This is a genomic window from Allobosea sp. 10L422 (assembly GCF_056395345.1).
In genome coordinates, this window is the sequence record NZ_JBFTJI010000009.1 from 129,919 (window position 1) to 154,968 (window position 25,050).

At 66.7% G+C, this 25,050-nt stretch carries 24 protein-coding genes; 11 read left to right on the forward strand and 13 right to left on the reverse strand.

Going from position 1 to position 25,050, the window contains the following annotated elements:
* Nucleotides 1–26: 26 nt before the first annotated feature.
* Entirely contained in the window at nt 27–236 is a 210-nt protein-coding gene (locus tag AC1DEZ_RS18370; protein ID WP_476780306.1) for a hypothetical protein, read from the reverse strand.
* A gap of 195 nt (nt 237–431) precedes the next feature.
* On the opposite strand from AC1DEZ_RS18370, the gene AC1DEZ_RS18375 reads away from it, so the two are divergent.
* Entirely contained in the window at nt 432–1,097 is a 666-nt protein-coding gene (locus AC1DEZ_RS18375) for a hypothetical protein (protein ID WP_476780307.1), read from the forward strand.
* 107 nt (nt 1,098–1,204) lie between these two features.
* Here the strand turns inward: AC1DEZ_RS18375 and AC1DEZ_RS18380 are convergent, their stop codons facing one another.
* On the reverse strand, nt 1,205–1,507 hold the full coding sequence (locus AC1DEZ_RS18380) for a hypothetical protein (protein WP_441510336.1): 303 nt from the start codon (nt 1,505–1,507) through the stop codon (nt 1,205–1,207).
* A 216-nt stretch (nt 1,508–1,723) separates the two neighbouring features.
* Here AC1DEZ_RS18380 and AC1DEZ_RS18385 point away from each other — a divergent pair, with 216 nt between their 5' ends.
* A complete protein-coding gene (locus tag AC1DEZ_RS18385) occupies nt 1,724–2,071 on the forward strand; it encodes a hypothetical protein (RefSeq protein ID WP_476780308.1) in 348 nt (115 codons plus the stop codon).
* Nucleotides 2,072–2,122: 51 nt separating this feature from the next.
* Here the strand turns inward: AC1DEZ_RS18385 and iolB are convergent, their stop codons facing one another.
* The 8 genes from iolB to AC1DEZ_RS18425 all read right to left on the reverse strand — a co-directional run bounded on the left by iolB (nt 2,123) and on the right by AC1DEZ_RS18425 (nt 12,773).
* On the reverse strand, nt 2,123–2,920 hold the full coding sequence (gene iolB, locus AC1DEZ_RS18390) for a 5-deoxy-glucuronate isomerase (protein ID WP_476780309.1): 798 nt from the start codon (nt 2,918–2,920) through the stop codon (nt 2,123–2,125).
* Nucleotides 2,921–3,033: 113 nt separating this feature from the next.
* On the reverse strand, nt 3,034–3,918 hold the full coding sequence (gene iolE / locus AC1DEZ_RS18395) for a myo-inosose-2 dehydratase (RefSeq protein WP_441510333.1): 885 nt from the start codon (nt 3,916–3,918) through the stop codon (nt 3,034–3,036).
* Between the two features lie 32 nt (nt 3,919–3,950).
* Complete coding sequence (gene iolD, locus AC1DEZ_RS18400) at nt 3,951–5,801, reverse strand: 3D-(3,5/4)-trihydroxycyclohexane-1,2-dione acylhydrolase (decyclizing) (protein ID WP_476780310.1); 1,851 nt, start codon at nt 5,799–5,801, stop codon at nt 3,951–3,953.
* A 68-nt stretch (nt 5,802–5,869) separates the two neighbouring features.
* Nucleotides 5,870–7,804, reverse strand: a complete 1,935-nt coding sequence (locus AC1DEZ_RS18405) for a bifunctional 5-dehydro-2-deoxygluconokinase/5-dehydro-2-deoxyphosphogluconate aldolase (protein WP_476780311.1) — start codon at nt 7,802–7,804, stop codon at nt 5,870–5,872.
* A 104-nt stretch (nt 7,805–7,908) separates the two neighbouring features.
* Nucleotides 7,909–8,778, reverse strand: coding sequence for a MurR/RpiR family transcriptional regulator (locus AC1DEZ_RS18410; RefSeq protein WP_441510330.1), 870 nt, complete (start codon nt 8,776–8,778; stop codon nt 7,909–7,911).
* Between the two features lie 91 nt (nt 8,779–8,869).
* Nucleotides 8,870–9,673 (reverse strand): SDR family NAD(P)-dependent oxidoreductase, encoded by an 804-nt coding sequence (locus AC1DEZ_RS18415; RefSeq protein WP_441510329.1) that lies wholly within the window; start codon nt 9,671–9,673, stop codon nt 8,870–8,872.
* Nucleotides 9,674–9,824: 151 nt separating this feature from the next.
* Nucleotides 9,825–10,844 (reverse strand): TRAP transporter substrate-binding protein, encoded by a 1,020-nt coding sequence (locus AC1DEZ_RS18420; protein ID WP_476780312.1) that lies wholly within the window; start codon nt 10,842–10,844, stop codon nt 9,825–9,827.
* Nucleotides 10,845–10,904: 60 nt separating this feature from the next.
* Nucleotides 10,905–12,773, reverse strand: a complete 1,869-nt coding sequence (locus tag AC1DEZ_RS18425) for a TRAP transporter large permease (protein WP_476780313.1) — start codon at nt 12,771–12,773, stop codon at nt 10,905–10,907.
* A 255-nt stretch (nt 12,774–13,028) separates the two neighbouring features.
* Between AC1DEZ_RS18425 and AC1DEZ_RS18430 the strand changes: the two genes are divergently transcribed.
* The 3 genes from AC1DEZ_RS18430 to AC1DEZ_RS18440 are packed head-to-tail and all read left to right on the forward strand — an operon-like array spanning nt 13,029 to nt 16,374.
* Nucleotides 13,029–13,895 (forward strand): IclR family transcriptional regulator, encoded by an 867-nt coding sequence (locus tag AC1DEZ_RS18430; RefSeq protein ID WP_476780314.1) that lies wholly within the window; start codon nt 13,029–13,031, stop codon nt 13,893–13,895.
* On the forward strand, nt 13,892–15,526 hold the full coding sequence (locus AC1DEZ_RS18435) for an acyl-CoA synthetase (protein ID WP_476780315.1): 1,635 nt from the start codon (nt 13,892–13,894) through the stop codon (nt 15,524–15,526). Before AC1DEZ_RS18430 ends, AC1DEZ_RS18435 begins: the two co-directional genes overlap by 4 nt.
* Nucleotides 15,523–16,374 (forward strand): PCC domain-containing protein, encoded by an 852-nt coding sequence (locus tag AC1DEZ_RS18440; RefSeq protein WP_476780316.1) that lies wholly within the window; start codon nt 15,523–15,525, stop codon nt 16,372–16,374. Before AC1DEZ_RS18435 ends, AC1DEZ_RS18440 begins: the two co-directional genes overlap by 4 nt.
* Before the next feature lie 118 nt (nt 16,375–16,492).
* On the opposite strand, the gene AC1DEZ_RS18445 is transcribed toward AC1DEZ_RS18440, so the two are convergent.
* Nucleotides 16,493–18,118: an acyl-CoA synthetase gene (locus AC1DEZ_RS18445; RefSeq protein ID WP_476780317.1), complete on the reverse strand. Its 1,626-nt coding sequence runs from the start codon at nt 18,116–18,118 to the stop codon at nt 16,493–16,495.
* A 118-nt stretch (nt 18,119–18,236) separates the two neighbouring features.
* Here AC1DEZ_RS18445 and AC1DEZ_RS18450 point away from each other — a divergent pair, with 118 nt between their 5' ends.
* Complete coding sequence (locus tag AC1DEZ_RS18450; RefSeq protein ID WP_476780318.1) at nt 18,237–19,133, forward strand: 3-keto-5-aminohexanoate cleavage protein; 897 nt, start codon at nt 18,237–18,239, stop codon at nt 19,131–19,133.
* 12 nt (nt 19,134–19,145) lie between these two features.
* On the opposite strand, the gene AC1DEZ_RS18455 is transcribed toward AC1DEZ_RS18450, so the two are convergent.
* Nucleotides 19,146–19,520, reverse strand: coding sequence for a DUF4180 domain-containing protein (locus AC1DEZ_RS18455; protein WP_476780319.1), 375 nt, complete (start codon nt 19,518–19,520; stop codon nt 19,146–19,148).
* 133 nt (nt 19,521–19,653) lie between these two features.
* Here AC1DEZ_RS18455 and AC1DEZ_RS18460 point away from each other — a divergent pair, with 133 nt between their 5' ends.
* A complete protein-coding gene (locus tag AC1DEZ_RS18460) occupies nt 19,654–21,024 on the forward strand; it encodes an ABC1 kinase family protein (RefSeq protein WP_476780320.1) in 1,371 nt (456 codons plus the stop codon).
* A gap of 128 nt (nt 21,025–21,152) precedes the next feature.
* On the opposite strand, the gene AC1DEZ_RS18465 is transcribed toward AC1DEZ_RS18460, so the two are convergent.
* A complete protein-coding gene (locus tag AC1DEZ_RS18465; protein WP_476780321.1) occupies nt 21,153–21,377 on the reverse strand; it encodes a hypothetical protein in 225 nt (74 codons plus the stop codon).
* A 276-nt stretch (nt 21,378–21,653) separates the two neighbouring features.
* On the opposite strand from AC1DEZ_RS18465, the gene AC1DEZ_RS18470 reads away from it, so the two are divergent.
* The 4 genes from AC1DEZ_RS18470 to AC1DEZ_RS18485 are packed head-to-tail and all read left to right on the forward strand — an operon-like array spanning nt 21,654 to nt 24,976.
* Nucleotides 21,654–21,938: an aa3-type cytochrome c oxidase subunit IV gene (locus tag AC1DEZ_RS18470; RefSeq protein ID WP_441510318.1), complete on the forward strand. Its 285-nt coding sequence runs from the start codon at nt 21,654–21,656 to the stop codon at nt 21,936–21,938.
* A gap of 36 nt (nt 21,939–21,974) precedes the next feature.
* Nucleotides 21,975–23,114, forward strand: a complete 1,140-nt coding sequence (locus tag AC1DEZ_RS18475) for a Re/Si-specific NAD(P)(+) transhydrogenase subunit alpha (protein ID WP_476780322.1) — start codon at nt 21,975–21,977, stop codon at nt 23,112–23,114.
* A gap of 17 nt (nt 23,115–23,131) precedes the next feature.
* Nucleotides 23,132–23,566 (forward strand): NAD(P) transhydrogenase subunit alpha part 2, encoded by a 435-nt coding sequence (locus AC1DEZ_RS18480; RefSeq protein ID WP_441472943.1) that lies wholly within the window; start codon nt 23,132–23,134, stop codon nt 23,564–23,566.
* A 3-nt stretch (nt 23,567–23,569) separates the two neighbouring features.
* Nucleotides 23,570–24,976 carry an NAD(P)(+) transhydrogenase (Re/Si-specific) subunit beta gene (locus AC1DEZ_RS18485; RefSeq protein WP_441510316.1) on the forward strand — a complete coding sequence of 469 codons (1,407 nt, stop codon included), beginning with the start codon at nt 23,570–23,572 and terminating at the stop codon, nt 24,974–24,976.
* Nucleotides 24,977–25,050: the final 74 nt, after the last annotated feature.

Here is a 25,050-nt window from a genome sequence, read left to right on the forward strand (position 1 = left end):
CGTGGGCCCAGCGGTCCGCCGGGAGCTCAGCTGCGTTGGCTCAGGCGCTGCTGGCCGGTTTGCGTGACGCGCCAGGCGGCCCCATCCGACTCGACGAGCCCGCGATCGCGCAAGGCGAGCAGCATCGTATCGTCGAAGATGAAATGCTGGGTCTTTTCTTCAATGCTTTCCAGCGCGATCCATTCCGGATCCGAAAGAACCCAGGGATGTGCGATCTGGAGGTGCTGAACGTGCATATAGCGTCTCCTTCTCGTTGATGGCCCCTGTTCGCTGGGAGATCGCATCCAAACATGACCGGGTTATGGCCGAACAGCGAAGAATCGTGACCCATGCCCGGTCGCGCCGGCCGCCTTTTTAGCGAGCGGTGGGAACCCAGCCGCATCATCCGTCGTTCCCTGATCATATCCCCTTTCAGGAACGGAGAAACCGTCATGGCGATGGCCAACAAATTTCCGCCGGATGTGCCGGACAATGCCGAGGAAGCTCAGGAACAGGTCGAGTCCACAGTGAGGGCGCTCCGCGGCAAGGCGGCGGATATGGCCGATAAGGCGAGTGAGACCGTAAAGGACCACTATGAGCGGGCAAAGGACGCCTGGGACGAGGCCGATCCGATCGAAACCGTCCGCGAAGGCGGGCAGGCGGTGGCGCGGACGGTGGAACGGCATCCGCTCGCGACGCTCGGTCTCGGGGCCGTGAGCATCGGGCTGATCGCCTGGGCGACGCTGCGCGCCCGACCTGAAACGCGCTGGGAGCGCTATCAACCCGACTATGGCCGAGTGCGTGGCTGGCTCAACGACTACGGCTCGGATGCCGCGGATGCCGGAAGCCGCGCCTTGAAGGCAGGCAGCAACTGGCTGAGCGCCCGCCGCGACGCCGCGGACGACTATGCGGATCGCGCCAACGACTACGCATCACGAGCGCGTGAATATGCCGACATGGGCGGGCGCATGCTGGTCAAGCGGGCCGAGCGTGAGCCGATGGCGGCCCTGGTCGGGCTCGGGCTCGCTGTCTATGTGATCGGTTCGCTCCTGGCCTCGGCCTCGACCAGACAGGAGCCGGCGCCTGCTCCGGCCCGCAGGCGTTCAGCCAAGCGCTGAGGGGAATCAAGGGTTTCGGAAAAACATAAGAAAAAGCCCTGCGGCGCGAGGCGTCGCAGGGCTCTAGAATTGTTGGCGCGGCGCCTCCGAGAGGCACCACTCAAATATTACCACCAGTAGCGGCGCGGGCCGTAATAGCCATAGCCACGATAGTAGCCACGGTCGGCGCTGGCGGCGATCGCGCCACCGACGACGCCTGCGGCCACGCCCGCCGCTACCGCGCTGCTGGCCTCGTTCGAAGCGCGACGGTTCTCGACATAGTTCGCCGAGCGGCACTGCTGGTAAGCGCGGGTGCCGGGACGGAAGCCCTGGGCCTCACAGGTGACTTCAGCGTCAGCCATGGACTCCTGCGCGGTCTGGCAACCGGCGAGAAGCGCGGCCATCGCGCCGACGATCAGAATGCTACGCATATTTTATCCCTTTTCAGCCTCCCATTGGCCTGCGGGGACTTAAAAGCAGCCATCGTTGCAGGTCAAGAATGTCTCAGGTCTTGCGTTAAAGTTCGCACAGCCGAAATCATTCAATAGCCGCAGAATTCCACTCGGATTCACTAAGGGCCGATCTGGTGAAGGCACGCGGAGCGTCCTGCACAGATCGGGCTTGCATTTGCGCGACAGCAGCGGAACATGGCGACCGAACCGATCAGGACAGCCTGGACCATGTCGATACCGCGCCTCATCCTTCTTCTGCCGGCTTTGTTTCTTGGAGCCTGCGCCTATCACACTTCGCGCAGCAGCGCGGTCGTGGTCACGGATGCGGAGAAGGTCGTGGAGGGCTGCACCAAGCTCGGCGTGATCGACGGCAAGTCCGAGCTGCATGCGGTGCTGCTCACCGATACCGCGCGCGATACGATCGTGACGCGCCTCAAGATCAGGGCGGCGGAGATGGGCGGGAGCCATGTCGTCTCCAGCGCCGCCGACATCAAGTGGAAGGGCCCGGACACATCGGGCACGGTCTACAAGTGCGAGCGGTGAGCCGCTAGCCGGCTCATTCCGGATTGAGCCCCGCTCGCACGGAGCCAACAATCAGCTCTTCAGCAGCCACTCATGCTCGGCCGCGTTGTGGAATTTCCAGGTCCGTTTCGGGCCGGCCATAACGTTGAGATAATAGAGATCGTAGCCGTGGCAGGTGGCGCAGGGGTGATAGCCCTTCGGGACCAGCACGACATCGCCGTCCTCGATCGCCATGGCCTCGTCCAGGCTGCGGTCATCCGTATAGACGCGCTGGAAGCCGAAGCCCTGCGGCGGGTTGAGGCGGTGGTAATAGGTCTCTTCGAGGTAGGATTCCTGCGGCAGCTCGTCGCGATCGTGCTTGTGCGGCGGGTAGCTCGAGGTGTTGCCGGCGGGGGTGATGACCTCGACGACGAGCAGCGAATCCGCCGGCTCGCCTTCCGGCAGGATGTTGGTGACGTGGCGGGTGTTGGAACCCTTGCCACGGATCTCCTGGCCGAGATCGTCTGGTGCGATGACGCGCACCGGCAGGCCGCCACGCAGGCCAGGCGCCGTGCAGATCGCCAGCTCAAGATCGGTGGTGGCGGTGACCGACCAGTCCGAGCCCTGCGGGACGTAGACCGACCAGGGCTTGCCCTCGAAGGGGCTCATGCGCTGGCCGAGTTCGCCCAGCGTCTGGCCACCGGCCGTGGCCTTGCCCTTGCCGGTCACGAAGACGAGGCAGGCCTCGCGATCGCCCGTCGGGGCGGAGACGGTCTCGCCCGGCTTCAGGCGATGCAGATCGAAGCCGACATAGGTCCAGCCGGCATTTTCCGGCGTGACATGGGTGACGCGGCCGTGGGCGCCGTGCGGGCGAACCTTGAGACGGGACATGGGGGCTCTCCAGCGCATTCTTGGTGGGCTCGTCATGCTCGGGTTCGACCCGAGCATCTCCGGCAAGAGATTCTCGGGTCTGCGCTTCGCTTCGCCCGAGAATGACGCTGTATTCAGACCAGACCCGCTTCCTTGATGAAGCGCGTCAGATTGGCATGGCCGAGCTTGGCGTAGCGGGCGGGCTCCGCCTTCTTCGGATCCTGCTCGGCCTCGACCACGATCCAGCCGGAGTAATCCCAGAGCTCTCTCAGCACGCGGACATAGTCGATCAGACCGTCCCCCGGCACGGTGTAGACGCCGGCGAGCACGGATTCGAGGAAGGACCAGTCCTCGCGGTTGGAGCGCCACATCACCTCCTCGCGGATATCCTTGCAGTGGACGTGGTGGATGCGCGCCTTCCAGTGGCGGGCGATGCGAGCGGGATCGCCGCCGCCCCAGGTGGCGTGGCCGGTATCGAGCAGGAGGCCGACAGCCGCGCCGGTGACGCCCATGAACCGGTCGATCTCGGCCTCGGTCTGCACCACCGTGCCCATGTGATGATGATAGACAAGCTGCAGGCCGTACTCCGCCTTCACCGCCTCGGCGAAGTTGGTATAGCGCGCGCCGAAATCGTCCCAGCGCGCCTTGGGCAGGACGGGGCGGGCCGAGAGCGGCTTGGCGATGTCGGAGTGGATCGCATTCGAGGTCTCGGCGGCGATCAGCACCGAGCAGCCCATGTCGCGCAGCAGCGTCGCGTGAGCCTTAACCGCTGCCATCTCGGCAGCGACGTCGCGGACGAGCAACTCGGTCGAGTACCAGCCGGAGACCAGCGCGTGGCCGTGCGCGTCGAGGATCGGCTTCAGCCTGGCGGCTTCGCGCGGGAACTTGTTGCCGAGTTCCATGCCGGTGAAGCCGGCTTCGCGAGCCTCCTTCAGGCAGGTTTCGAGCGGGATGTCGCCGCCGATCTCGAGCATGTCGTCGTTCGACCAGCCGATGGGGTTCGCGCCGATGCGGATCATGTGTCGGGTCTTTCTCGCCTATGGGAACGGCTTCAGTTGCCGATGTGCTGACGCTTGCGCTGCGTATCGTAGTTTGCCCGCGCCGTGCGGACTTCCATGCGGTCGCTGACCTCGGGCACGGCGACGTCCCACCAGGCGCCGCCGGAACCGGTCGAGATCAGCGGGTCGGTGTCGATGACCACGACGGTGGTGCGGGTGTTGGCCTTCGCCTGCGCCAGCGCGGTTTCGAGTTCGGCGACGGAGGCGACCTTGGTCGCGATCGCCCCCATGCTGGCGGCGTGGGCGACGAAGTCGATCTCCGGCAGCGTCTCATGCCTGCTATCCTTGAGCAGGTTGTTGAAGCTCTGGCCGCCGGTCGCATTCTGGAGGCGGTTGATGCAGCCGTACCCGCGATTGTCGAGCAACACGATCGTGAGCTTGAGGCCCAGCATGACCGAGGTCGCGATCTCGGAATTGAGCATGAGATAGGAGCCGTCGCCGACCATGACGACGACTTCCTTGTCCGGCCTCGCCATCTTGGCGCCGAGCCCGCCGGCGATCTCGTAGCCCATGCAGGAGAAGCCGTATTCGGCGTGGTAGGAGCCGGGCGAGCCGGCCTGCCAGAGCTTGTGCAATTCGCCGGGCAGCCCGCCGGCAGCGTGGAGCAGGACGACGTCCGAGCCCAGCGCGCGCTGGACCGCGCCGATGACCTGCGCGTCGGAGGGCAGGGCGGAATTGGACGCGGCAGTCGCCTTGTCCGCTTCCTTCAGCCATTCGGCCTTGCCGGCCTTGGCATCGGCCGTCCAGCTTTCCTGTGCCTTCCAGCCGCCGATGGCTTCAGTCAGTTCGGCCAGGCCCTCGCGGGCATCGGCGACAAGAGGCAGGGCGCGATGCTTGCCGGCGTCGAAGGGCTGAACGTTGAGGCCGATGACCGTCTTCTGCGCGGCGCCGAACAGCGCCCAGGAGCCGGTCGTGAAATCCTGCAGCCGCGTTCCGACGGCCAGGACGAGATCGGCCTCGGCGGCGAGCCGGTTGGCGGCTTCCGTGCCGGTGACGCCGACGGCGGCCAAGTTGAGCGCGTTGTCGTCGGGCAGGGCGGATTTGCCGCCCTGCGTCTCGCAGACCGGGATGCCGGTCGCGGCCGAGAAGCGGGCGAGTTCGTCGCAGGCATCCGAGTAGAGCACGCCGCCGCCGGCGACGATCAGGGGCTTCTTCGCGGCCTTCAGCGCTTCGGCCGCGGCCTTCAGCTCGTTGCGGTCGGAGCGAGGCCGACGCGGTGTCCAGAGGCGCTCGGTGAAGAAGCTCTCGGGGTAGTCGTAGGCTTCCGCCTGCACGTCCTGGCAGAGGGCGAGGGTCACAGGTCCGCATTCGGCCGGGTCGGTCAGCACCTGCATGGCGCGGGCGAGCGCCGGAATGATCTGCTCGGGCCGGGTAATGCGGTCGAAATAGCGCGAGACGGGCCGGAAGCAGTCATTGGCGGAGACCGTGCCGTCGCCGAAATCCTCGACCTGCTGGAGGACCGGATCGGGAATGCGGTTGGAGAAGACATCGCCCGGCAGCAGCAGCACCGGCAGGCGGTTGACATGGGCGAGCGCGGCGGCAGTGACGAGATTGGTTGCGCCGGGGCCGATCGAGGTGGTCGCAGCCATGAAGCGGCGGCGCATGTTCGCTTTGGCGTATGCGATGGCCGCATGTGCCATCGCCTGCTCGTTATGGGCGCGGAAGGTCGGCAGGCGCTCGCGCTCGTGCCAGAGCGCTTCGCCGAGACCCGCGACGTTGCCATGGCCGAAGATCGCCCAGACGCCGCCGAAGATCGGCAGGCGCTCTCCGTCGATTTCGGTCATCTGCGCCGCGAGGTAGCGCGTCAGCGCCTGCGCCATGGTGAGGCGGACGGTGGCAGTCATGGTCGTCGATCTCCGAGCGGGAGTCTTCTTAGCATCGGCTTGGTCCGAAAACTTTTCGGGCGGATGCACTAGGCCGCCTTGCGGCCGCGCGTGGCAAGCCAGAGGCCGGTCAGCGCCTCGAAACGCTTGGCCATATCGGCGATGGCCGCTTCGTCGTCGAGCTTGCCGGCGAGCCAGCCTTCCGCCGCGGCCATGAAGATGGTGCGGCCCACCGCGAAGCCCTTGACGATGGGCGTGCCGGCCGTGGCGGCGAAGCCGGCCTCCAGCTCTTCGGCCGGGGCGTCGAGCCCGAGCAGGAGCACGCCCCGACACCAGGGGTCGTGCTTCGCGATGGTGCGCTCGATGGCGGCCCAGGCGGCCGGAGAGGATTGCGGCTCGAGCTTCCACCAGTCGGGCTTGATGCCGAGCGCGTAGATCTCCTCCAGCGCGCGGGCGATGGTATCGGGCCCGAGCGCGCCGTTCTTGCTCGCGATGATCTCGATCAGCAATTCGCGGCCGACCTTGCGCGCCGCTTCGAACAGGCCGCGCAGCTTCTCCTGCTGGGTCTGCTTCAGCTCCGCGGGATCGTCCGGGTGATAGAAGCAGAGAGCCTTGATGCAGTGATCGACCGGCCATTCCGGCAGGAGCGAGCCAATGTCCTGGCTCGTCTCGAAGCGCAGGGGCCGCGAACCCGGCAACTCGACGGGACGGCCGAGCCAGGCGAAGGGATGGCGGGCAAACTCGAACATCGCCTCGCGCCCATGCTTCTCGTCGAGCAGCATGCCGTAGCCGGGCCGGCCATCGGCGACGCGAGCGGCGGCTTTGACCGCGAGCACCTTGAAGTCGCGGATGCGGGCCGGATCGGCGCCGAACTTCGCCGCAAGCTCTTCCAGCTGGACGCGGTGGTCGCAGGCGAGCGCCATCAGCGAAGGAATGTCGCTCCGGCGTGTCGTTGCCCAGTGGATGTGGTTGATGGCCTCATCCTTGCGCAGGGCCCGGTGCGGGCTGCCGTTCTTGAGGAAATATTGCAGTTCCTCGAAGGTCGGGCTCTCCGGCGAGCAGAGCAGGCGCGAGACGGCGAAGGCGCCGCAGGCATTGGCCCAGGTCGCGGCTGTCTGAAGGCTTTCGCCGCCGAGCCAGCCGCGCAGGAAGCCAGACATGAAGGCGTCGCCGGCGCCCAAGACGTTGTAGACCTCGATCGGGAAGCCCTTGCCGACGATGCCGTCCTCCAGATCGTCCGGGATCGCTCCCTCATAGACGATGCAGCCCATCGGGCCGCGCTTGAGCACGATGGTGGCGGGGGTGAGGGAGCGGATTGTCCTCAGCGCCTGCAAGAGCTCGCTCTCGCCCGAGGCGATCAGGACCTCTTCCTCGGTGCCGATGATCAGGTCGCAGCCGGGCAGCACGGTCTTCATCCGCTCGGAGACGGCCTGCGAGGCGATGTAGCGGTTGTCGCCGGCGTCGTGGCCGGCAAGGCCCCAAAGATTGGGTCGGTAGTCGATATCGAGCACGACCTTGCCGCCGTTCTCGCGCATCAGCTTCATCGCCTTGCGCTGGGCGGCCTCGGGCTTGGGCCGGGCGAAATGCGTGCCGGTGACGACGACGGCGCGGGCCTTCGCGATGAAGGCGGAATCGATATCGCCTTCCTCCAGCGCCATATCGGCGCAGTTCTCGCGGTAGAACAGCAACGGGAAGGATTTGTCGCTCTCCACCGAGAGGATGGCGAGCGCGGTGAGGCGTTCGGAGTCGGTCTTGAGGCCGTCGAGATTGACGCCTTCGCGGGCGAGCTGCTCGCGCAGGAAGCGGCCGAACTGCTCGTTGCCGACGCGGGTGAGGAGCGCCGAGCGCAGCCCGAGCCGTGCCGTGCCGATCGCGATGTTCGCCGGGCAGCCGCCCACCGATTTGGCAAAGCTGGTGACGTCTTCCAGCCGCGAGCCGATCTGCTGGCCGTAGAGATCGACCGAGGCGCGGCCGATGGTGATGACGTCGAGCGCCTGCGCCGATCCGCCGAGCGGTCCCGTCATATGCTCCTCCAGCCCTTGTCGCTTCTGGTGACATGCGGGCGGCCTGACGGCCCCGCCTTGGCGACATGAAATAATAATTCCATTATTCCGTCAATGCGGAATGTCTATTCCTGCTCGCGCGACCGGCGGCGGCGGCCGCGCCCGGCGCGGCGGGCGTCGCCGATGCCGACGGCGAGCGCCATGGCCAGGGCCATGGTGGAGGACAGCGTGCGGAAGCCGCCGAAGTCGGCCTCGGCCACCTCGAACCAGGTCTGGGCGAAGCTGGCGAGCGGCGAGAAGGCGCTGTCGGTGATGGCGATGAGCGGCACGCCGCGCTCGGCGAGGCCGCGCGCGTCCTCGACGGTGGCCGATGCGTAGGGCGAGAAGCTGACGACCAGCACGGCGTCCCGCGGGGTGGCGAAGGCGATCATCTCGGGGTCGAGCCCGGCCGCCGATTCGACGAGCTGATAGCGGACGCCGAGCTTGCCGAGCGCATAGGCGACGTAGCTCGCCACCGGGTAGGAGCGGCGGCGGGCGAGGATGTAGATGGTTTCGGCGCCGGCCAGCAGCTCGATGGCGCGGTCGAGCGTGCCCTCGTCGATGCTGCGGCTCATCACGTCGAGCGATTTGCGCGAGGCGGTGAGGAAGCCGTCGAGAATGCGATGGGCGCCGGCCGGGCCTTCGCCGGCCCGCAAGGTGTTGAGGCGTTCCTCATAGCTCGAATTGCGCTCGCGCAGCCGCTCGCGGAAGACCACCTGCAGACTGGTGAAGCCGTCGAAGCCGAGATGCTGGGCGAAGCGGATCAAGGTCGAGGGTTGGACGCCAGCGGAGACCGCGATGCTCGCCGCGGTGCCGAAGGCGATCTCGTCGGGATTGTCGAGCGCATAGGCCGCAATCTGGGCGATGCGCTTCGGAAGGCTCTCGCGCTGGGCGAGAATCAACGTGCGCAGGCCGTCGAAATCACGCGGCAGTTCCGCAACGGCGGTTTCGCTCATTCTCGATGTCCGTTGCCGTCCCTGTTGCAACAGTTCTGGCAGCGAAGCGTAAATGGAGCAAGCGTTCCAGTAGGGGAATGAACAATCGATATCAGCCCGGCAGGCCGGCGGTACAGCTCTGGCCGCCATCGACAGGCAGGCAGACGCCGGTGATGAACTTCGCTTCGTCAGAGGCGAGGAAGACGGCGGCGTGGGCGATGTCCCAGGCGGTGCCCATCCTGCCCATCGGCACCTGCGCGTTACGGGCGGCGACCATCTCCTCGACGGAAGCATATTGCGAGGAGATCTGCTTGTAGATCAGCGGCGTGTCGATCAGGCCCGGCATGATGCAGTTCGCGCGGATGTTCTGCTTCGCATACTGCATCGCGAGCGCGACCGTCGCCTGGTTCACCGCCGCCTTCGTCGCGTAGTAGGCGAAATAGGGATAGCCGGTCCAGCGAATGGCCGCGAGCGAGGAGATGTTGACGATGGCGCCGCCGCCGCCCTTCAGCATTTCGGGAATCGCGGCCTTGGCGCAGCGATAGACCGAGCCGAGATTGAGCTGGAGCGAGGCCTGGAACTGCTCCTCGGAAAGCTCGACCGGCCCGCCCATATGGGTGACGCCGACATTGTTGTGCAGGATGTCGATGCGGCCAAAATGCCGCGCGGTTTCCGCGACGCAGGCTTCGACCGAGCCGAGATTCGTCACATCGGCGGCGAGCGCCAGCGCTCTGCCGCCCTCGCCGGTGATGATGGCGGCGGTCTCCTCGGCGGCGGCCAGGTTCAGGTCGATGCAGGCGACCCCGGCGCCCTCGCGGGCATAGGCGACGGCTGCCGCCTTGCCGTTGCCCCAGCCGGGGCCGGAGGAGCCGGCGCCGAAGACGATGGCGATCTTGTCCTTCAGCCGGTCGGCCATGGGAGTTCTTTCCGTTGTGCAGGGTACGGCGCGCCGATGGAGCGCCGTCATGCTCGGGCTCGAGCCGAGCATCTCGAATACCAGAGCTGGCTGGTCATGAGATTCTCGGGTCGAAGCTTTGCTTCGCCCGAGAATGACGGTTGCGGACGGATCAGCTCAGCGAGCTGCCGACGGCCTTCTCCAGGATGCCCCAGGCCTCGTCGCCGTACTTCTTCTTCCACTCGGCGTAGAATCCGGCCTTGCGCAGCGCCTCGCGGAAGGCGTCGGCCTTGGTCTCGTTGGCGACCATGCCCTTCGAGACGAGCTCGCCCTGCAAGCCGGCATTGAGCTTGGCGACGTCTTCGCGCTCCAGCAACGCAGCGGCGTTGATGTTCTTGGCGACGATGGCGCGCAGGTCTTCCGGAAGCTTCTCCCAGGCGCGGCGATTGGCCAGGAACCAGAAGCCGTCCCACATATGGTTGGTCAGCGAGAGGTACTTCTGCACCTCGAAGAGCTTGGCGGTCGCGATGATCGCGAGCGGGTTCTCCTGGCCATCGACGATCTTGGTCTGCAGGGCAGTATAGACCTCGGCGAAGTTGATGCTGGCGGGAGCCGACTGGAAGGCGGTGAACATCGAGGTCCAGAGCGGGGAGACCGGCACGCGGATCTTGAAGCCCTTGAGGTCTTCTGGCGTGTTGACCGGGCCCTTGGACGAGGTGATCTGGCGGAAGCCGTTGTCCCAGATCTTGTCCATGACGACGAGGTTGGCCTTGCCGATCTGGCCGCGGACATAGGCGCCGAGCTCSCCGTCCATCGCCTTCCAGACCGCGTCGTAATTCGGGAAGGCGAAGCCGATGCCGGAAAGCGAGGCATTGGCGACCAGCGTCGAGAGGATCAGCGGCGAGAGCGTGAAGAACTCGACGCCGCCCGAGCGGACCTGGCTCAGCATGTCGGTATCGGAGCCGAGCTGGTTGTTCGGGAAGATCTGGATGTCGACGCGGCCGTTCGTCTCCTGCTTGATCTTCGCCACGGCCTCGTTGGCGCGCGTGTTCATCGGGTGCGCGACGGGCAGGTTGTTGGCGTATTTATAGGTGAATTCGGCGCTCTGCGCATTGGCGCGGCCGATATGGAAGGTGCCGATGGCGGACGCTGCGGCTGTCGCCTGGAGCAGGGTGCGGCGTGAGATGGTCATGGGCGTTTTCTCCTTGAGAGCGTCTGTTGTCTTGAGGTTTCTTATGGTTGGCAGTGAGCTTCACAGCACCCAGGTCGAGAGGCCGGGCACGAGGGCGATGACGACGAGGCCGACGAGCAGGGCGATGAGATAGGGCCAGATCGCGCCCATCGCCTCGTCGGGCGAGACGTTGCCGATCTTGCAGGCGATGTAGAAGCCGATGCCGATCGGCGGCGCCATCAGGCCGATATTCATCGCGGTGACCACCACCATCGCGTAATGCACRTCGTTGATGCCGAGRYTCTTGGCGATCGGGAACATCARSGGCGCCAKCAGCACGATCGCSGGCAGGCCCTCCAGCACGCAGCCGAGGATCATGAAGACGACGATCGACACCGCCATGAAGCTGAGCCAGCCGCCGGGCAGATGCGCCATGAAGCTGGCGAGGTCGCGGGCGAAGCCGGTCTGGGTCAGGGCCCAGGCCATGGCGAGCGCGGTGCCGAGGATCATCAGGATCGCGCCGGAGAGAGCCGCTGTCTCGACGAGCATCGAATAGAATTTGCGCGGGCTGATGCCGCCATAGAGCACGATGCCGATGACGAGTGCGTAGAGCACCGCGATGGTCGAGACCTCGGTCGCGGTGGCGACGCCGCCGCCGACCGCGGCGCGGATGATGAAGGGCAGGACCAGGGCCGGCGCGGCGACGAGCGCGACCTTGCCGATGACCGCGAGCGGGGCGCGGCGAACGCCCTTCATGTCCTCCGCCGCCGCTTTCCAGCGGGCGAGGCCGGCAAGCGCGACGAGCAGCACGCCGGCGATAACGAAGCCGGCGTTGAACAGGCCGGCAATCGAGACGCCGGCGACCGAGCCGAGCACGATCAGCACGATCGAGGGCGGCACGGTGTCGGCCATGGCTGCACCGGTCGAGAGCAGCGCGATCAGGTCCTTGGGCTTGTAGCCGCGCCGCTTCATCTCCGGGAACAGCGCGGGCGCGACCGTCGCCATGTCCGAGACCTTGGAGCCCGAGATCCCTGAGACAAGATAGAGCGAGCCGAGCAGGACATAGGACATGCCGGCGCGGACATGACCGAGCAGGGAGGCGAGGAAATCGACGATCGCCTTGCCCATGCCGGTGGCGTCCAGGATGCAGCCGAGCAGCACGAAGATCGGCACGGAGAGCAGGATGAGGCTCGACATGCCCTCGTCCATGCGCCCGATCATCACGAGCATCGGGACATTGGTCGAGAAGGCGAGGAAGGCGAGCGTGCCCAGCCCGAAGCAGAAGGCGATCGGCACGCCCGCAACTAGGCAGGCGGCGACGACGCCGATCAGGAAGATCAGGATATTGTAGTAGCCGAGCCCCTTCAGGGTCGGCCCGAGCAGCCAGAAGGCGAGGCCGAAGCCGCCGACGACCAGAGCTGATGCGGCGATGTCGACGAGGCGCGCAGTCTTGAAGAGGTAGCGCAGCGTGAGCAGCCCCATCAGCACGATGCCGACGGCGATGGCCGAAACGCGCCAGCTGACGGGGATATTGAGCGCAGCCGAGGTGACGTAGCTTTCTTCCACCGCATATTCGATGGCTGGATCGACCATCGCGGCGAGGAAGGCGGCGACGGCGGTCAGCGCCAGCGTCTCGGCGAATTCGCGCAGGCGTGCCGGCATCATGCCGACGAACAGCGTCAGGCGCAGATGCTCGTTGCGGTCGACGGCGATGGCGGCGCCGAGCATGGCGAGCCAGATGAAGGCGATCGAGGCGACCTCGTCGACCCAGACGAAGGGCAGCGCGAAGACATAGCGCGAGACGACGCCGAGCAGCAGCACGCCGATGATGAAGGCGACGAGCGCGGCGGCGACGAACTCGACCGGCCGCATGATCGCGGAGCCGGGGCGCGCATCCTCGTTCTCGCTCAGATTCTCGGGGATCGTCAGCGTATCGGCGATATCGCTCATGCGGCGCCCTCAGATGCCGCTGGCCGGGCGCAACTCGCCCGTGATGTGGGATGCCCTGACGGCCATCGTTCCGTTCCTCCCTTCGCGCCGATCTTGTGATGTCGCCGGCGTCGATTGCGGTCCACACTGTGAATAGACGAGCAGCTGGACGGCGAGCAGATTACACGAGGGTTGCGGCGTTGCAATCCGCAAAGCGCCCATCTACGGTTGGAGCATAAGAATGAGGTCCATATCGTGGACTGTGTGGAGGAGTGCTTGCCGCAGAGTTCCGCGCAGGAAGCCGGCCTGTCCGGCTCGCAGAGCGTCGACCGCGCGCTCGGGCTGCTCTCGCTGATCGGGCGGGAGCCGGCCGAGGGGCTGCCGCTTGGCGAGATCGTCTCCGGCAGCGGGCTCAACAAGCCGACGACACGCCGGCTGCTGCTCGCGCTGATGCGGGCCGGGCTCGTCGAGCAGGAACCGCAGACGCGGCGCTATTGCCTGGGCGAGGAGGCCTTCGTGCTGGGCGTGCTGGCAGCGCGCCGCCACGGCCTGCTCGAACTGGCGATGGACAGCCTGCGCCGACTTTCGGGCGAGACGCAGGATACGAGCTTCCTGACTGTCCGGCGCGAAAGCTACGCGATCTGCCTGCACCGCGAGGAGGGGACCTACCCGGTGCGGACTCATGCGCTCCAGACCGGGGACCAGCATCCGCTCGGCGTCGGCGCCGGCTCCCTCGCATTGTTCGCAGCACTGCCGGACGACGATGTGGACCGCGTCATCGCCGCCAACGAGCCGGCGTTGCTGGCGCGCTATCCCGGCTTTGCGCCGGATGCGATGAGGGTCGATATCGCCGAGACCCGCGAGCGCGGGTTCTCGCTCAACCCAGGCCGCCTCGTCGCCAGCTCCTGGGGCATCGGGCGTGCCTTCCGCTATCCGGATGGGCGCGTGGCGGGGGCCTTCTCGATCGCCGCAATCGACAGCCGGATGGTGCCGGCCCGGCAGGCCGAGCTTTCGCGGCTGCTGGCGCGCGAAGGCGCCCGCATAGAGGCGCTGCTCGCGCAGATGTTCGTTTCCAAACAGGGCGGCAAGCCCATTGTCGCGGCTGTGCCGCGCCCCATCGAGACAGGGAGAGCCGCAAGATGAGCTCCGCAACCGCAGCCCCCGTCGGAGGCGTCGTGCCGATGACGCGGCGGGTGATGAACCTCGCCCATATCGTGACGCAGAATGCGCGGCGTCTGCCCGCGCATCCCGCCTTCATCTGGGGCGACAGGACGCTGGACTGGGCCGAGATCGATGCGCAGGTTTCGGCGCTGGCGGCGGGGCTAAAGGCGCGCGGCATCGGCAAGGGCGACCGCGTGCTCGTCCATTCCAAGAACTGCGACGCGATGTTCGTCTCGATGTTCGCGACCTTCCGGCTCGGCGCCGTCTGGGTGCCCACGAATTTCCGCCTTCTGCCGGACGAGGTTGCCTACCTCGCCACGGCCTCCGGCGCGAAAGGCTTTCTCTGCCATGGCGACTTCCCGGAGCACGCGGCGGCCGTCGCGGCTGCGAAGCCCTCGCCCGAGTTCACATGGCGGATCGGGGAGGGGGCCTTCGGCGAGGACGAGGTCGGCGCGGTCATCGCGCGCCATCGCGGCGAGAAGGTCGAGAACGCCGCGGTCGAGCATGACGATCCCTGCTGGTTCTTCTTCACCTCCGGCACGACCGGCCGTTCCAAGGCCGCGGTGCTGACCCATGGCCAGATGGGCTTCGTCATCACCAACCATCTCTGCGACCTCGTGCCGGGCTCGACCGAGAAGGATGCCTCGCTGGTGGTGGCGCCGCTCTCGCATGGGGCGGGCGTGCACCAGCTGGTGATGTCGGCGCGCGGCGCGACCTCGATCCTGCTGTCGACCGAGCGCTTCGACATCGACGAGGCCTACCGGCTGATCGCCAAGCACCGCGTCAGCAACATCTTCACCGTGCCGACGATCCTGAAGATGCTGGTCGAGCATCCCGCCGCCGACAGCCACGATCATTCGAGCCTGCGCTACATCATCTATGCGGGTGCGCCGATGTATCGCGAGGATCAGAAAGCGGCGCTGAAAAAGCTCGGCAAGGTGATCGTGCAGTATTTCGGGCTGGGCGAGGTCACCGGCAACATCACCGTGCTGCCGCCGACCCTGCATGAGCCGGAGGACGGACCGCATGCGCGCATCGGCACCTGCGGCTTCGAGCGCACCGGCATGCAGGTCCGGATCCAGGACGAGAACGGGAAAGAGGTCGGGTCAGGCGTGCAGGGCGAGATCTGCGTGATCGGGCCTGCCGTCTTCGCCGGCTATTACGACAACCCGGAAGCCAATGCGAAATCCTTCCGCGATGGCTGGTTCCGCACCGGCGATCTCGGCCATATGGACGAGCAGGGCTTCGTCTATATCACCGGCCGGGCCTCGGACATGTACATCTCCGGCGGCTCGAACATCTATCCACGCGAGATCGAGGAGAAGATCCTGACCCATCCGGCGATCGCCGAGGTCGCGGTGCTCGGCGTGCCCGATCCGGTCTGGGGCGAGATCGGCATCGCGGTCTGCGTTGCCAGGCGGGGACAAAGCGCGACGGAAGCCGAGATCGCGGATTTCCTCGGGCCGAAGATCGCCCGCTACAAGATGCCGAAGCGCTTCCTGTTCTGGGAGGCACTGCCGAAATCGGGCTATGGCAAGGTGCCCAAGCGCCTCGTCAAGGACGAGCTGGAGAAGCGCGGCGAGCTCGACTTCCTGAAGGGGAAGGCGTCGTGAGGCGTATCCAGCAGCCCGGCACCGGCACGCCCGAGCGCATCCAGTGGGTGGAATGCAACGGGCGTGCTTTTTCGCTGACGCTGCCCGCCGATGTGCCGTTGCTGGAGGCGGTGAGGAGCGGCTTCGCGGCAGAGGGTTTCGTCTCGGGCGTGGTGAAGCTCGACGGGCTCAGGCTCTTGCCCTTCGCCTATGTCATGCCGGCGCTGTCGAAGACGCCTGAGCATGCCGCTTTCTACAGCGACACTTTCCGCCCGGCGGGCGGAGCACGGCTCGAAGTCGGCGCGATGACCTTCGGCCGGCGCGACGGGGCGCCGTTCTTCCATGCTCATGCCTTGTGGGTGGAGGGCGACGGCAAGCGCAGCGGCGGCCATATCCTGCCGGACGAGACGATTGTGGCCGAGACGATCACGGTGCAAGCGGTTGGTCTCGATGGTGCGGTTTTCACGGCCGAGCCGGACAACGAGACCCATTTCAAGCTGTTCGGCCCGGTGTCGGTGCCAGCGGACGCGACGGAAGCAGGGCGCTTCTTCGCGCTGCGCGTGAAGCCGAACGTCGATTTCTGCGAAGCGCTCGAAGCGTTCTGCGCCGAGCGAGGCATCCGCAAGGCGGTGATTCATGGCGGCGTCGGCTCGACCATCGGGGCGCGGTTCACGGATGGCGGGGCGGTCGAGAATTTTGCGACCGAGGTTGCGATCACGGAAGGGCGGATGGCGCGTGGCGCGAATGGATTCGAAGCGGCGATCGATGTCGCGCTGGTCGATTATAGCGGCGCGCTGGCGAGCGGCCGGCTGCAACGCGGCGACAACCCGGTGCTGATGACTTTCGAGCTGGTGCTGGAGGCGGTTTGAACCGCCGCGTCATTCTCGGGCGGAGCGCAGCGCAGACCCGAGAATCTCTTGCCGGATGAGCGCGGGAGCCTTTGTTTGGACGAGATGCTCGGGTCAAGCCCGAGCATGACGGCGGTGGTTAGCCTCTCCGCTGCTTCTCGATTTCCCGATTGCGCAAATCCTTGCGCATGATCTTGCCGGTCGCGGTCAGCGGCAGCTCCGTCACGAACTCGACCTCGCGCGGGTACTGATAGGCAGCCAGCCGGTCGCGCACGAAGGCCTGGATCTCGGCTGCGAGCGCGGGCGAGGGCGTCACATCCGGCTTCGGCAGCACGAACGCCTTGACGATCTCGGCGCGGACGGGATCGGGCACGCCGACGACCGCGACCATCAGCACGGCGGGATGGCGGATGATGCAGTCCTCGATGTCGCCCGGCCCGATGCGGTAGGAGCCCGACGAGATGATGTCATCGTCGCGGCCCTGGAACCAGAAATAACCGTCATCGTCGCGCGCTCCGGTGTCGCCGGTGACGAGCCAGTCGCCGATGAACTTCGCCGCCGTGGCCTCGGGCTGGTTCCAGTATTCCAGCATCATCACGGGATCGGGCCTGTTGACGGCGATCAGCCCCGGCTCGCCATCAGGCAATTCCCGGCCTTCGGGAGAGATCACTGCGACGTGGTGGCCGGGCACGGCGCGGCCCATCGAGCCCGGCTTCACCGGGTAGAGGCCTGCGCAGTTGGCGACGAGCAGGTTCGCTTCGGTCTGGCCGTAGAACTCGTTGACCGGGAAGCCGAAGGTCTCGCGGCTCCAGTCGAGCATGTCGGCGCCGAGCGTTTCTCCGCCCGTGCCGATCGAGCGCATGGCATAGCCGAAGCGCTGGGGATTGCTGACCTGCCGCATCAGCTTGAGCGCGGTCGGCGGCAGGAAGGCGTTGCGCACCTTGTGCCGCGCCATCAGCGCGAAGGCGGCCTCGGGGTCGAATTTGCGGGCGCGGGAGGCGAGCACTGGCACGCCGCAATAGAGGCTGGGCAAGAGGACATCGAGCAGGCCGCCGATCCAGGCCCAGTCGGCCGGAGTCCAGAACAGGTCACGCGCCTGCGGGAAGAATTCCTGCGGCATCTGCACGCCCGGCAGATGGCCGAGCAGAACGCGGTGGGCGTGCAGCGCGCCCTTCGGCTTTCCCGTCGTGCCGGAGGTGTAGATGATCACGGCCGGATCGTCGGCGCGGGTGTTCGCCGCGACATAGCTGTCGGAGGCCTTGGCCATCTCCGCCTCGAAATCGAGATGGCCGGCGCCGCCGACGACGAAGATCTTGCGCAGGTTCGGCAGCGCGTCGCGGATCGCCTCGAACTTGCCGATGTTCTCGATGTCGGTGACGAGGACGCTCGCGCCGCTATGGCCGAGGCGGTGCTCCAGCGCCTCGGGCCCGAACTGGATGAAGAGCGGCAGCGCGATGGCACCGCGCTTGTAGGTGCCGAGATGGGCGATCGCGGTCTGCGGCGATTGCGGCAGCAGGATTCCGACGCGCTCGCCCGGCCCGATGTCGTGATGCGCGAGCATATTGGCGAAGCGGTTCGAGGCGCGGGCGAGATCGTCGAAGGAGAGCGTCGCGACCCGGCCAGCCTCTTCCTCGAAGATCAGCGCCGGACGGCCTGAGCCGTCGGCATGGGCGTCCGAGCAGGCGGTGCCGATGTTGAAGCGCTCCGGGATGCGCCAGACGAAGCGGCGCAGCGTGTCGTCATAGCTCGTGCCGCGTTCCAGCAAGGGGCGCGCTCCGGTAGTTTCATGCTTCTGCGTCGATCCTGCCCAGTCTGCAGGCGAGCTGGCAAGCCGGGTCAGCGCAGCTTACCGTCTGCGCAAAACCGCTTGGGGGAGAATTGCGATGAGCAGACCGATCTGGATCGAAGCTGCGATCAACGGGCCCTGGGGCAGGGAGCGCCAACCGGGCATCCCCATCGCCATTCCCGATATCGTCGCCGACGGCATCGCTGCGGCCGAGGCGGGAGCGGCGATCGTCCACCTCCACGTCTACGACGTCGCCACCGGCCGGCAGCGCGACGACTGGCAGCTCTATGCACGGGCGATCGAGGGGATCCGCGCCAAGGTCGATACCATCGTCTATCCGACCATTCCCATCCTCGGTTCCGGCTATGCCGGCGACATGCACGGCTCCGGGCGCTACACCCATCTCGAGGAGCTGGAGAAGCGTGGCCTCGTCGAATGGGGCGTGCTCGATCCCGGCTCCTGCAACTGGACGACCTTCGCCGGCATTCCGCAGGGCGAGGCCGGCTTCATCTACCAGAATCCCGGCGAGCATATCCGCGAGGGGATGGAGGTGGCGCAGCGCCACAAGGTCCACCCGAGCTATGCGATCTACGAGCCGGGCTTAACGCGACTGGGCGCGGCGCTCGCCAAGGCCTATCCGGGCATGCCTTGCCCGATTTACCGCCTGATGTTCTCGGACGCTTTCGCCTGGGGCTTCCCTCCGCGCGAATGGGCGCTGGACGCGCATCTCAAGCTGTTGGCGGAGGATGCTCCCGACGCCCCGGTGATGATTGCCGGGCTCGGCGTCGATTTGTCGGAGCTGATCGCGCCCGCCGTTGCGCGCTGCGTCCATGTCCGCGGCGGGCTGGAGGATGCGCCCTTCGGCGAGACGCGCGGCAATGGGGCTGTAATCGCCGATCTCGTCCGCAAGGTCGAGGCGGCGGGAGGCCGCCCGGCTGGTGTTGCCGAGGTGCGCGCCGATCTCGCCGCGCGTGACGCGGTGGCCGGCACCTGATGGCCTCGATCGCTAAGCGGCGGTTTCGGTTTCGAGCCGGGCGCGCAGCTGATCGATGTCCGGGACGAACCACAGCGCTGGGCCGTCATTGGCCTCGCGCACGAAATCGCGCAGGGCGCCGCTGCCCTCGAGGGCCGCGCTGATGTCGCCGACGATCGCGCAGCGCAGGCGATAATTCGCGAATTTCTGGAAGATCTCGCCGCCGACGCGCGTGCGCAGGTTCAGCACATCCGGGCCGAGCCGCTCGATCGGGATCGCGAGCAGGTCGGCGCTGACGGACCAGGCCTCGCCGATGAAGTCGTTGGAGTCGCCTGGGCTGGCCAGGAGCGGGCCAGTGCTGGCGAAGAGGAGGACGCGGGTGCCGCCGATTTCGATCAGTCTAGACATGGTTTCCTGCCTAATGGCGCCTGTTGCGGCTGACAAGCCGAGCTCTCCTCCGCCTTACCGCCAAGCTGCCGCATTGGAATGACGGCGACGGCGTCTTAAATGCTGGGGATGACCGATCCGCGAAAGCGAGCCGATGTCCGAACGCGATAGCGAAGCCAATCGACTTTCCGCCCGTGCCGCGCGCTATGCCCGCGTCGGCGCCAATGTCGGCGGGGTGGCGGCGCGGATCGCCGGCGCCCGGCTCTTCGGCGTGGAGGGCCGCGATGCCTCGAATGCGGAGGCGTTGGCCAAGGCGCTCGGCGGGCTGAAGGGCCCGATCATGAAGGTGGCGCAGCTGATCGCCACCATCCCCGACGTCGTGCCACCGGAATATGCCGCCGAACTGCAGAAGCTGCAGTCGCAGGCGCCGCCGATGGGGGCGGCGTTCGTCAAGCGCCGGATGATGGCCGAGCTCGGCCCGCAATGGCGCGAGCGCTTCGGCGAGTTCGACCTGAAGCCGGCAGCGGCGGCGTCGCTTGGCCAGGTGCATCGCGCGACGACGCTGGGCGGCGCGCCGCTGGCCTGCAAGCTGCAATATCCCGACATGGAATCGGCCGTCGAGGCCGATATCGCGCAGCTTGAGGTGCTGTTCGCGCTGCACCGGCGCATGGGCGCCGTGATCGATACCAGCGAGATCGCCAAGGAAATCGGTGCCCGCGTCCGCGAGGAGCTCGACTATCGCCGCGAGGCCCGGCACATCGCGCTCTATCGGGCGATCCTCGCGGATACGCCGGAGGTGCGCGTTCCGGCGGTCGAGGCGGGGCTCTCGACCCGGCGCCTGCTGACCATGCACTGGCTCGACGGCAGCCCGATCCTCTCGCACAAGCAGGACGGGCAGGCGGCGCGCGACCGCATCTCGACGGCGATGTTCAAGGCCTGGTGGCGGCCCTTCAGCCATCACGGCGTGATCCATGGCGATCCGCATCTCGGRAACTACACGGTGTTYTCGGAGGMYGGCGMGCCKSAKGGCATCAACCTGCTCGATTATGGCTGYATCCGSATCTTYCCGMCSTCCTTCGTCGGMGGMGTGGTCGATCTCTATCAGGGGCTGCGCGACGGCGAGGAGGCGCGGGTCGTCCATGCCTATGAGACCTGGGGCTTCCAGGGGCTGACCAAGGATCTCGTCGACACGCTCAACATCTGGGCGCGCTTCATCTACGGGCCGCTGCTGGAAGACCGGACGCGGCGCATTGCGGAGGATGTCAGCCCGGCCGAATATGGCCGCAAGCAGGCCTTCCAGGTGCATCAGGCGCTGAAGCGGCGCGGGCCGGTGACGGTGCCGCGCGAGTTCGTCTTTATGGACCGCGCAGCGATCGGGCTCGGCGGCGTCTTCCTGCATCTCGATGCCGAGCTCAATTTCCACCGGCTGTTCGAGGCGGAGATCGAGGGATTCTCCGTGGAGCGCGTCACGGAACGACAGGGGGCGGCACTTACGGCTGCGGGGCTTTCAGCGCCAAGCGCTTAGAGCGTGCTGGGCTGACGCGGAAACACGGCGTCGTCCCGGCTCTCCACTCGCTGCCGCCGGGATGACCCGCGCGGTTGCTTGCCTAGTCGGTACCTCCTAGCCCGGCTGTGTGCTCCGGGGGCGTTGGCTCAATCGCCGCCGCCACCGCCGTCCCCGCCGCCGCCGCCGTCGAACCAACCTGATCCTCCGTCGCCGCCAGCCGGGCCGGTGTCGCGACGCCAGGCCGCGATCTCTTCGTCGTCGCGCTTGGTCTGCTCGCGTGCCTCGGCAAACCAGCGCTTCGCCTTCTCGCGCAGGGCGGGGTCGAGCGCGGAGGGATCGTCCCGGTCGGCGACCTTCTGCGGATCCTTCACAACAAGAGTCTCCATCTCATTGCGGGGATTTTAGCCGACGCCGAAGGAATCGTCTCCGGCCCGGGCGAAACGATGTTAACGGCGACCATGCGCTGTGGCTGCCGGGGCATGTGATTAGCGGTTTAAATCGATTAAAATGAGTTGATCCGGTTGATATAGCCTGTTCTTGTGCAAGCGGCCCGCGCATTTCGCGTGCGCGGTGCGGTGCCGCGTTGCCCGTGCGTCGCGGGTGCGCTACAGGCATAAAGAGACTGTGTCTTTTTCAGGATCGAGACCATGGCCGACCACGCCCAGCATGCCGACATCCCCGCGATGGATTACGAGGAGCATGAGAGCACCTATACCGGCTTCGTGCACTTCGCCGAGGTCGGCACCGTCGCCTGCCTCGCGATCGTCGCGGCGCTCGCGGTCGGCGGCACCAAGCATGCCTGGGGCACCGCACTGATCGGTACGATTCTTGCGGTCATCGGCACCGGCATCGGCATTGCAGCTCCCTCGATCTCCTGGCGCGCACCGGTCGTCGCGCTGGTCCTGATGCTGCTCGCGCTCCTGCTGCTCTGACCGTCTTCCCATAACGCCGGAAAGGCCTGCCCCACCATGCGCATTGCTGTCCCAGCCGAAACGCAAGGGGCGGAAACCCGCGTCGCCGCGACGCCGGAGACCGTCCGCAAGTTCAGAGGCCTCCGCGCCGAGGTGGTGATCGAGGCGGGGGCGGGCAAAACCTCAGGCATTCCCGATGCGGAGTATGAGGCAGCGGGAGCGACCATCGCCAAGACGGCCACGGAGGCGCTGAACGGCGCCGACATCGTGCTGAAGGTGCGGCGCCCATCCGAGGCCGAGATCGCCGGGCTGCCGGCGGGCGCGCTCGTCATCGCGACGATGGACCCCTACGGCAATGAGGCGCAGGTCGAGGCGCTGGCCAAGGCCAAGGTCGCTGCCTTCGCCATGGAGTTCATGCCGCGGATCACCCGCGCCCAGGTGATGGACGTGCTGTCGTCGCAGGCGAACCTTGCCGGCTATCGCGCCGTGATCGACGGCGCGGCAGAATATGGCCGGGCGCTGCCGATGATGATGACGGCGGCGGGCACCGTGCCGGCCGCGAAGATCTTCATTATGGGCGTCGGCGTCGCGGGCCTGCAGGCGATCGCGACCGCGCGCCGCCTCGGCGCCATCGTGACCGCCACCGACGTGCGCCCCGCGACCAAGGAACAGGTCGAATCGCTCGGCGCCAAGTTTCTCGCCGTCGAGGACGAGGAGTTCAAGCAGGCGCAGACTGCCGGCGGCTACGCCAAGGAGATGTCCAAGGAGTATCAGGCGAAGCAGGCTGAGCTGACCGCCAGCCACATCGCCAAGCAGGACATCGTCATCACCACTGCGCTGATCCCGGGCCGCCCGGCGCCCAAGCTGATCTCGGCGGCGATGGTCGAGAGCATGAAGCCCGGGTCCGTGATCGTCGACCTCGCGGTCGAGCGCGGCGGCAATTGCGAGCTGGCCAAGCCCGGCGAGGTCGTGACGACGGAGAACGGCGTCAAGATCGTCGGCCACCTCAACGTTCCCGGACGCCTGCCGGCCACGTCGTCCTCGCTCTACGCCAAGAACCTCTTCGCTTTTGTCGAGACGCTGATCGACAAGGCCGAGAAGAAGCTCGCGGTGAACTGGGACGACGAGCTGGTGAAAGCAACCGCCCTGACGAAGGACGGCGCCGTCATCCATCCGAATTTCGCGCCGAAGGCCTGAGCGAAGGAATTCCGACCATGGCAACTCCCTCTCCCGAGCAGGCTCTTGAACAGGCGCGCAACGCGGCCGCTCTCGCCAAACAGGCGGCCGAGCTTGCAGAGCGCTATGCCGACCAGGCCGCCGCCGCCGCCAGCATCGCGACGGGCGGCGTCGATCCGACGGTGTTCCGCCTCGCCATCTTCGTGCTCGCCGTCTTCGTCGGCTACTACGTCGTCTGGTCGGTGACGCCGGCGCTGCACACGCCGCTGATGTCGGTCACCAACGCGATCTCCTCGGTCATCGTCGTTGGCGCCCTGCTGGCGGTCGGCGTCTCGGCGGCGGATGCGCTGGGAGACGGGCCGATCTGGGCCAAGCTCTTCGGCTTCATCGCGCTGATCCTGGCCTCGGTGAACATCTTCGGCGGCTTCCTCGTCACCGAGCGCATGCTCGCGATGTACAAGAAGAAGGGCTGACGCATGACTGCGAACCTCTCGGCCCTGCTCTACGTCGTCTCCGGCGTCCTCTTCATCATGGCCCTGCGCGGCCTGTCGCACCCGACGACCTCGCGCCAGGGCAACCGCTACGGCATGATCGGCATGGCCATCGCCATCGTCACGACCGTGCTGTTCTTCCCGCCTGCCGGCTTCTCCGGCTGGCTGCTGGTTGTCGTCGGCATCGCCATCGGCGGCGGCGTCGGCGCCTATATGGCGAAGCGCGTGCAGATGACGCAGATGCCGCAGCTCGTCGCCTTCTTCCACTCGCTGGTCGGCCTCGCCGCGGTGCTGGTGGCGGCGGCGGCGCTCTATGCGCCGGACGCCTTCGGCATCGGCCGCGCCGGCGCGATCCATGGCTCGAGCCTGTTCGAGATGGCGCTCGGCGTCGCGATCGGCGCGATCACTTTCACTGGCTCGATCATCGCCTTCCTCAAGCTCGACGGGCGCATGAGCGGCAAGCCGATCATGCTGCCGCAGCGCCATGGCATCAATATCGGCCTCGGCATCGCGCTGGTGGTGCTGCTCGCGGTCTTCATCAAGAGCGAGAGCCACGCGGTCTTCTGGCTGATCGTTGTGGTTTCGCTGGCGCTCGGCATCCTGCTGATCATCCCGATCGGCGGCGCCGACATGCCGGTCGTCGTCTCGATGCTGAACTCCTATTCCGGCTGGGCAGCTGCCGGCATCGGCTTCACGCTCGGCAACATGGCGCTGATCATCACCGGCGCGCTGGTCGGCTCGTCCGGCGCGATCCTGTCCTACATCATGTGCAAGGCGATGAACCGGAGCTTCATCTCGGTCATCCTCGGCGGCTTCGGCGGCGACGATGCCGCGGCCGGCGCTGGCGGCGCAGTCGAGGCGCGTCCGGTGAAGCAGGGCTCGGCCGACGACGCTGCCTACATCATGAAGAACGCCGGCAAGGTCATCATCGTGCCGGGCTACGGCATGGCGGTGGCGCAGGCTCAGCATACGCTGCGCGAGATGGCCGATCTGCTCAAGAAAGAAGGCGTCGAGGTCAAATACGCCATCCATCCGGTCGCCGGCCGCATGCCCGGCCACATGAACGTGCTGCTGGCCGAGGCGAACGTGCCTTATGACGAGGTCTTCGAGCTCGAGGACATCAACTCGGAATTCGGCCAGGCCGACGTCGCCTTCGTCATCGGCGCCAATGACGTAACCAATCCCGCCGCCAAGACCGACAAGGCCTCACCGATCTACGGCATGCCGATCCTCGACGTCGAGAAGGCCAAGACCGTGCTCTTCATCAAGCGTGGCATGGCGGCTGGCTATGCCGGCGTCGAGAACGAGCTGTTCTTCCGGCCCAACACGATGATGCTGTTCGGTGACGCCAAGAAGGTCACCGATGAGATCGTGAAGGCGCTGGCGCACTGAGATCAGGCGCCGCCGTCATCGGATTGCTGCAAAGGGCCGGCTTCATCGCCGGCCCTTTCGCTTTTCGCGGCCTG

What these genes read in the sequence shown, in the direction of transcription:
- AC1DEZ_RS18370 (WP_476780306.1), bottom strand. Translation starts at nt 236, where the DNA reads ATGCACGTTCAGCACCTCCAGATCGCACATCCCTGGGTTCTTTCGGAT.
- AC1DEZ_RS18375 (WP_476780307.1), top strand. Translation starts at nt 432, where the DNA reads ATGGCGATGGCCAACAAATTTCCGCCGGATGTGCCGGACAATGCCGAG.
- AC1DEZ_RS18380 (WP_441510336.1), bottom strand. Translation starts at nt 1,507, where the DNA reads ATGCGTAGCATTCTGATCGTCGGCGCGATGGCCGCGCTTCTCGCCGGT.
- AC1DEZ_RS18385 (WP_476780308.1), top strand. Translation starts at nt 1,724, where the DNA reads ATGGCGACCGAACCGATCAGGACAGCCTGGACCATGTCGATACCGCGC.
- iolB (WP_476780309.1), bottom strand. Translation starts at nt 2,920, where the DNA reads ATGTCCCGTCTCAAGGTTCGCCCGCACGGCGCCCACGGCCGCGTCACC.
- iolE (WP_441510333.1), bottom strand. Translation starts at nt 3,918, where the DNA reads ATGATCCGCATCGGCGCGAACCCCATCGGCTGGTCGAACGACGACATG.
- iolD (WP_476780310.1), bottom strand. Translation starts at nt 5,801, where the DNA reads ATGACTGCCACCGTCCGCCTCACCATGGCGCAGGCGCTGACGCGCTAC.
- AC1DEZ_RS18405 (WP_476780311.1), bottom strand. Translation starts at nt 7,804, where the DNA reads ATGACGGGACCGCTCGGCGGATCGGCGCAGGCGCTCGACGTCATCACC.
- AC1DEZ_RS18410 (WP_441510330.1), bottom strand. Translation starts at nt 8,778, where the DNA reads ATGAGCGAAACCGCCGTTGCGGAACTGCCGCGTGATTTCGACGGCCTG.
- AC1DEZ_RS18415 (WP_441510329.1), bottom strand. Translation starts at nt 9,673, where the DNA reads ATGGCCGACCGGCTGAAGGACAAGATCGCCATCGTCTTCGGCGCCGGC.
- AC1DEZ_RS18435 (WP_476780315.1), top strand. Translation starts at nt 13,892, where the DNA reads ATGAGCTCCGCAACCGCAGCCCCCGTCGGAGGCGTCGTGCCGATGACG.
- AC1DEZ_RS18450 (WP_476780318.1), top strand. Translation starts at nt 18,237, where the DNA reads ATGAGCAGACCGATCTGGATCGAAGCTGCGATCAACGGGCCCTGGGGC.
- AC1DEZ_RS18455 (WP_476780319.1), bottom strand. Translation starts at nt 19,520, where the DNA reads ATGTCTAGACTGATCGAAATCGGCGGCACCCGCGTCCTCCTCTTCGCC.
- AC1DEZ_RS18470 (WP_441510318.1), top strand. Translation starts at nt 21,654, where the DNA reads ATGGCCGACCACGCCCAGCATGCCGACATCCCCGCGATGGATTACGAG.
- AC1DEZ_RS18475 (WP_476780322.1), top strand. Translation starts at nt 21,975, where the DNA reads ATGCGCATTGCTGTCCCAGCCGAAACGCAAGGGGCGGAAACCCGCGTC.
- AC1DEZ_RS18480 (WP_441472943.1), top strand. Translation starts at nt 23,132, where the DNA reads ATGGCAACTCCCTCTCCCGAGCAGGCTCTTGAACAGGCGCGCAACGCG.
- AC1DEZ_RS18485 (WP_441510316.1), top strand. Translation starts at nt 23,570, where the DNA reads ATGACTGCGAACCTCTCGGCCCTGCTCTACGTCGTCTCCGGCGTCCTC.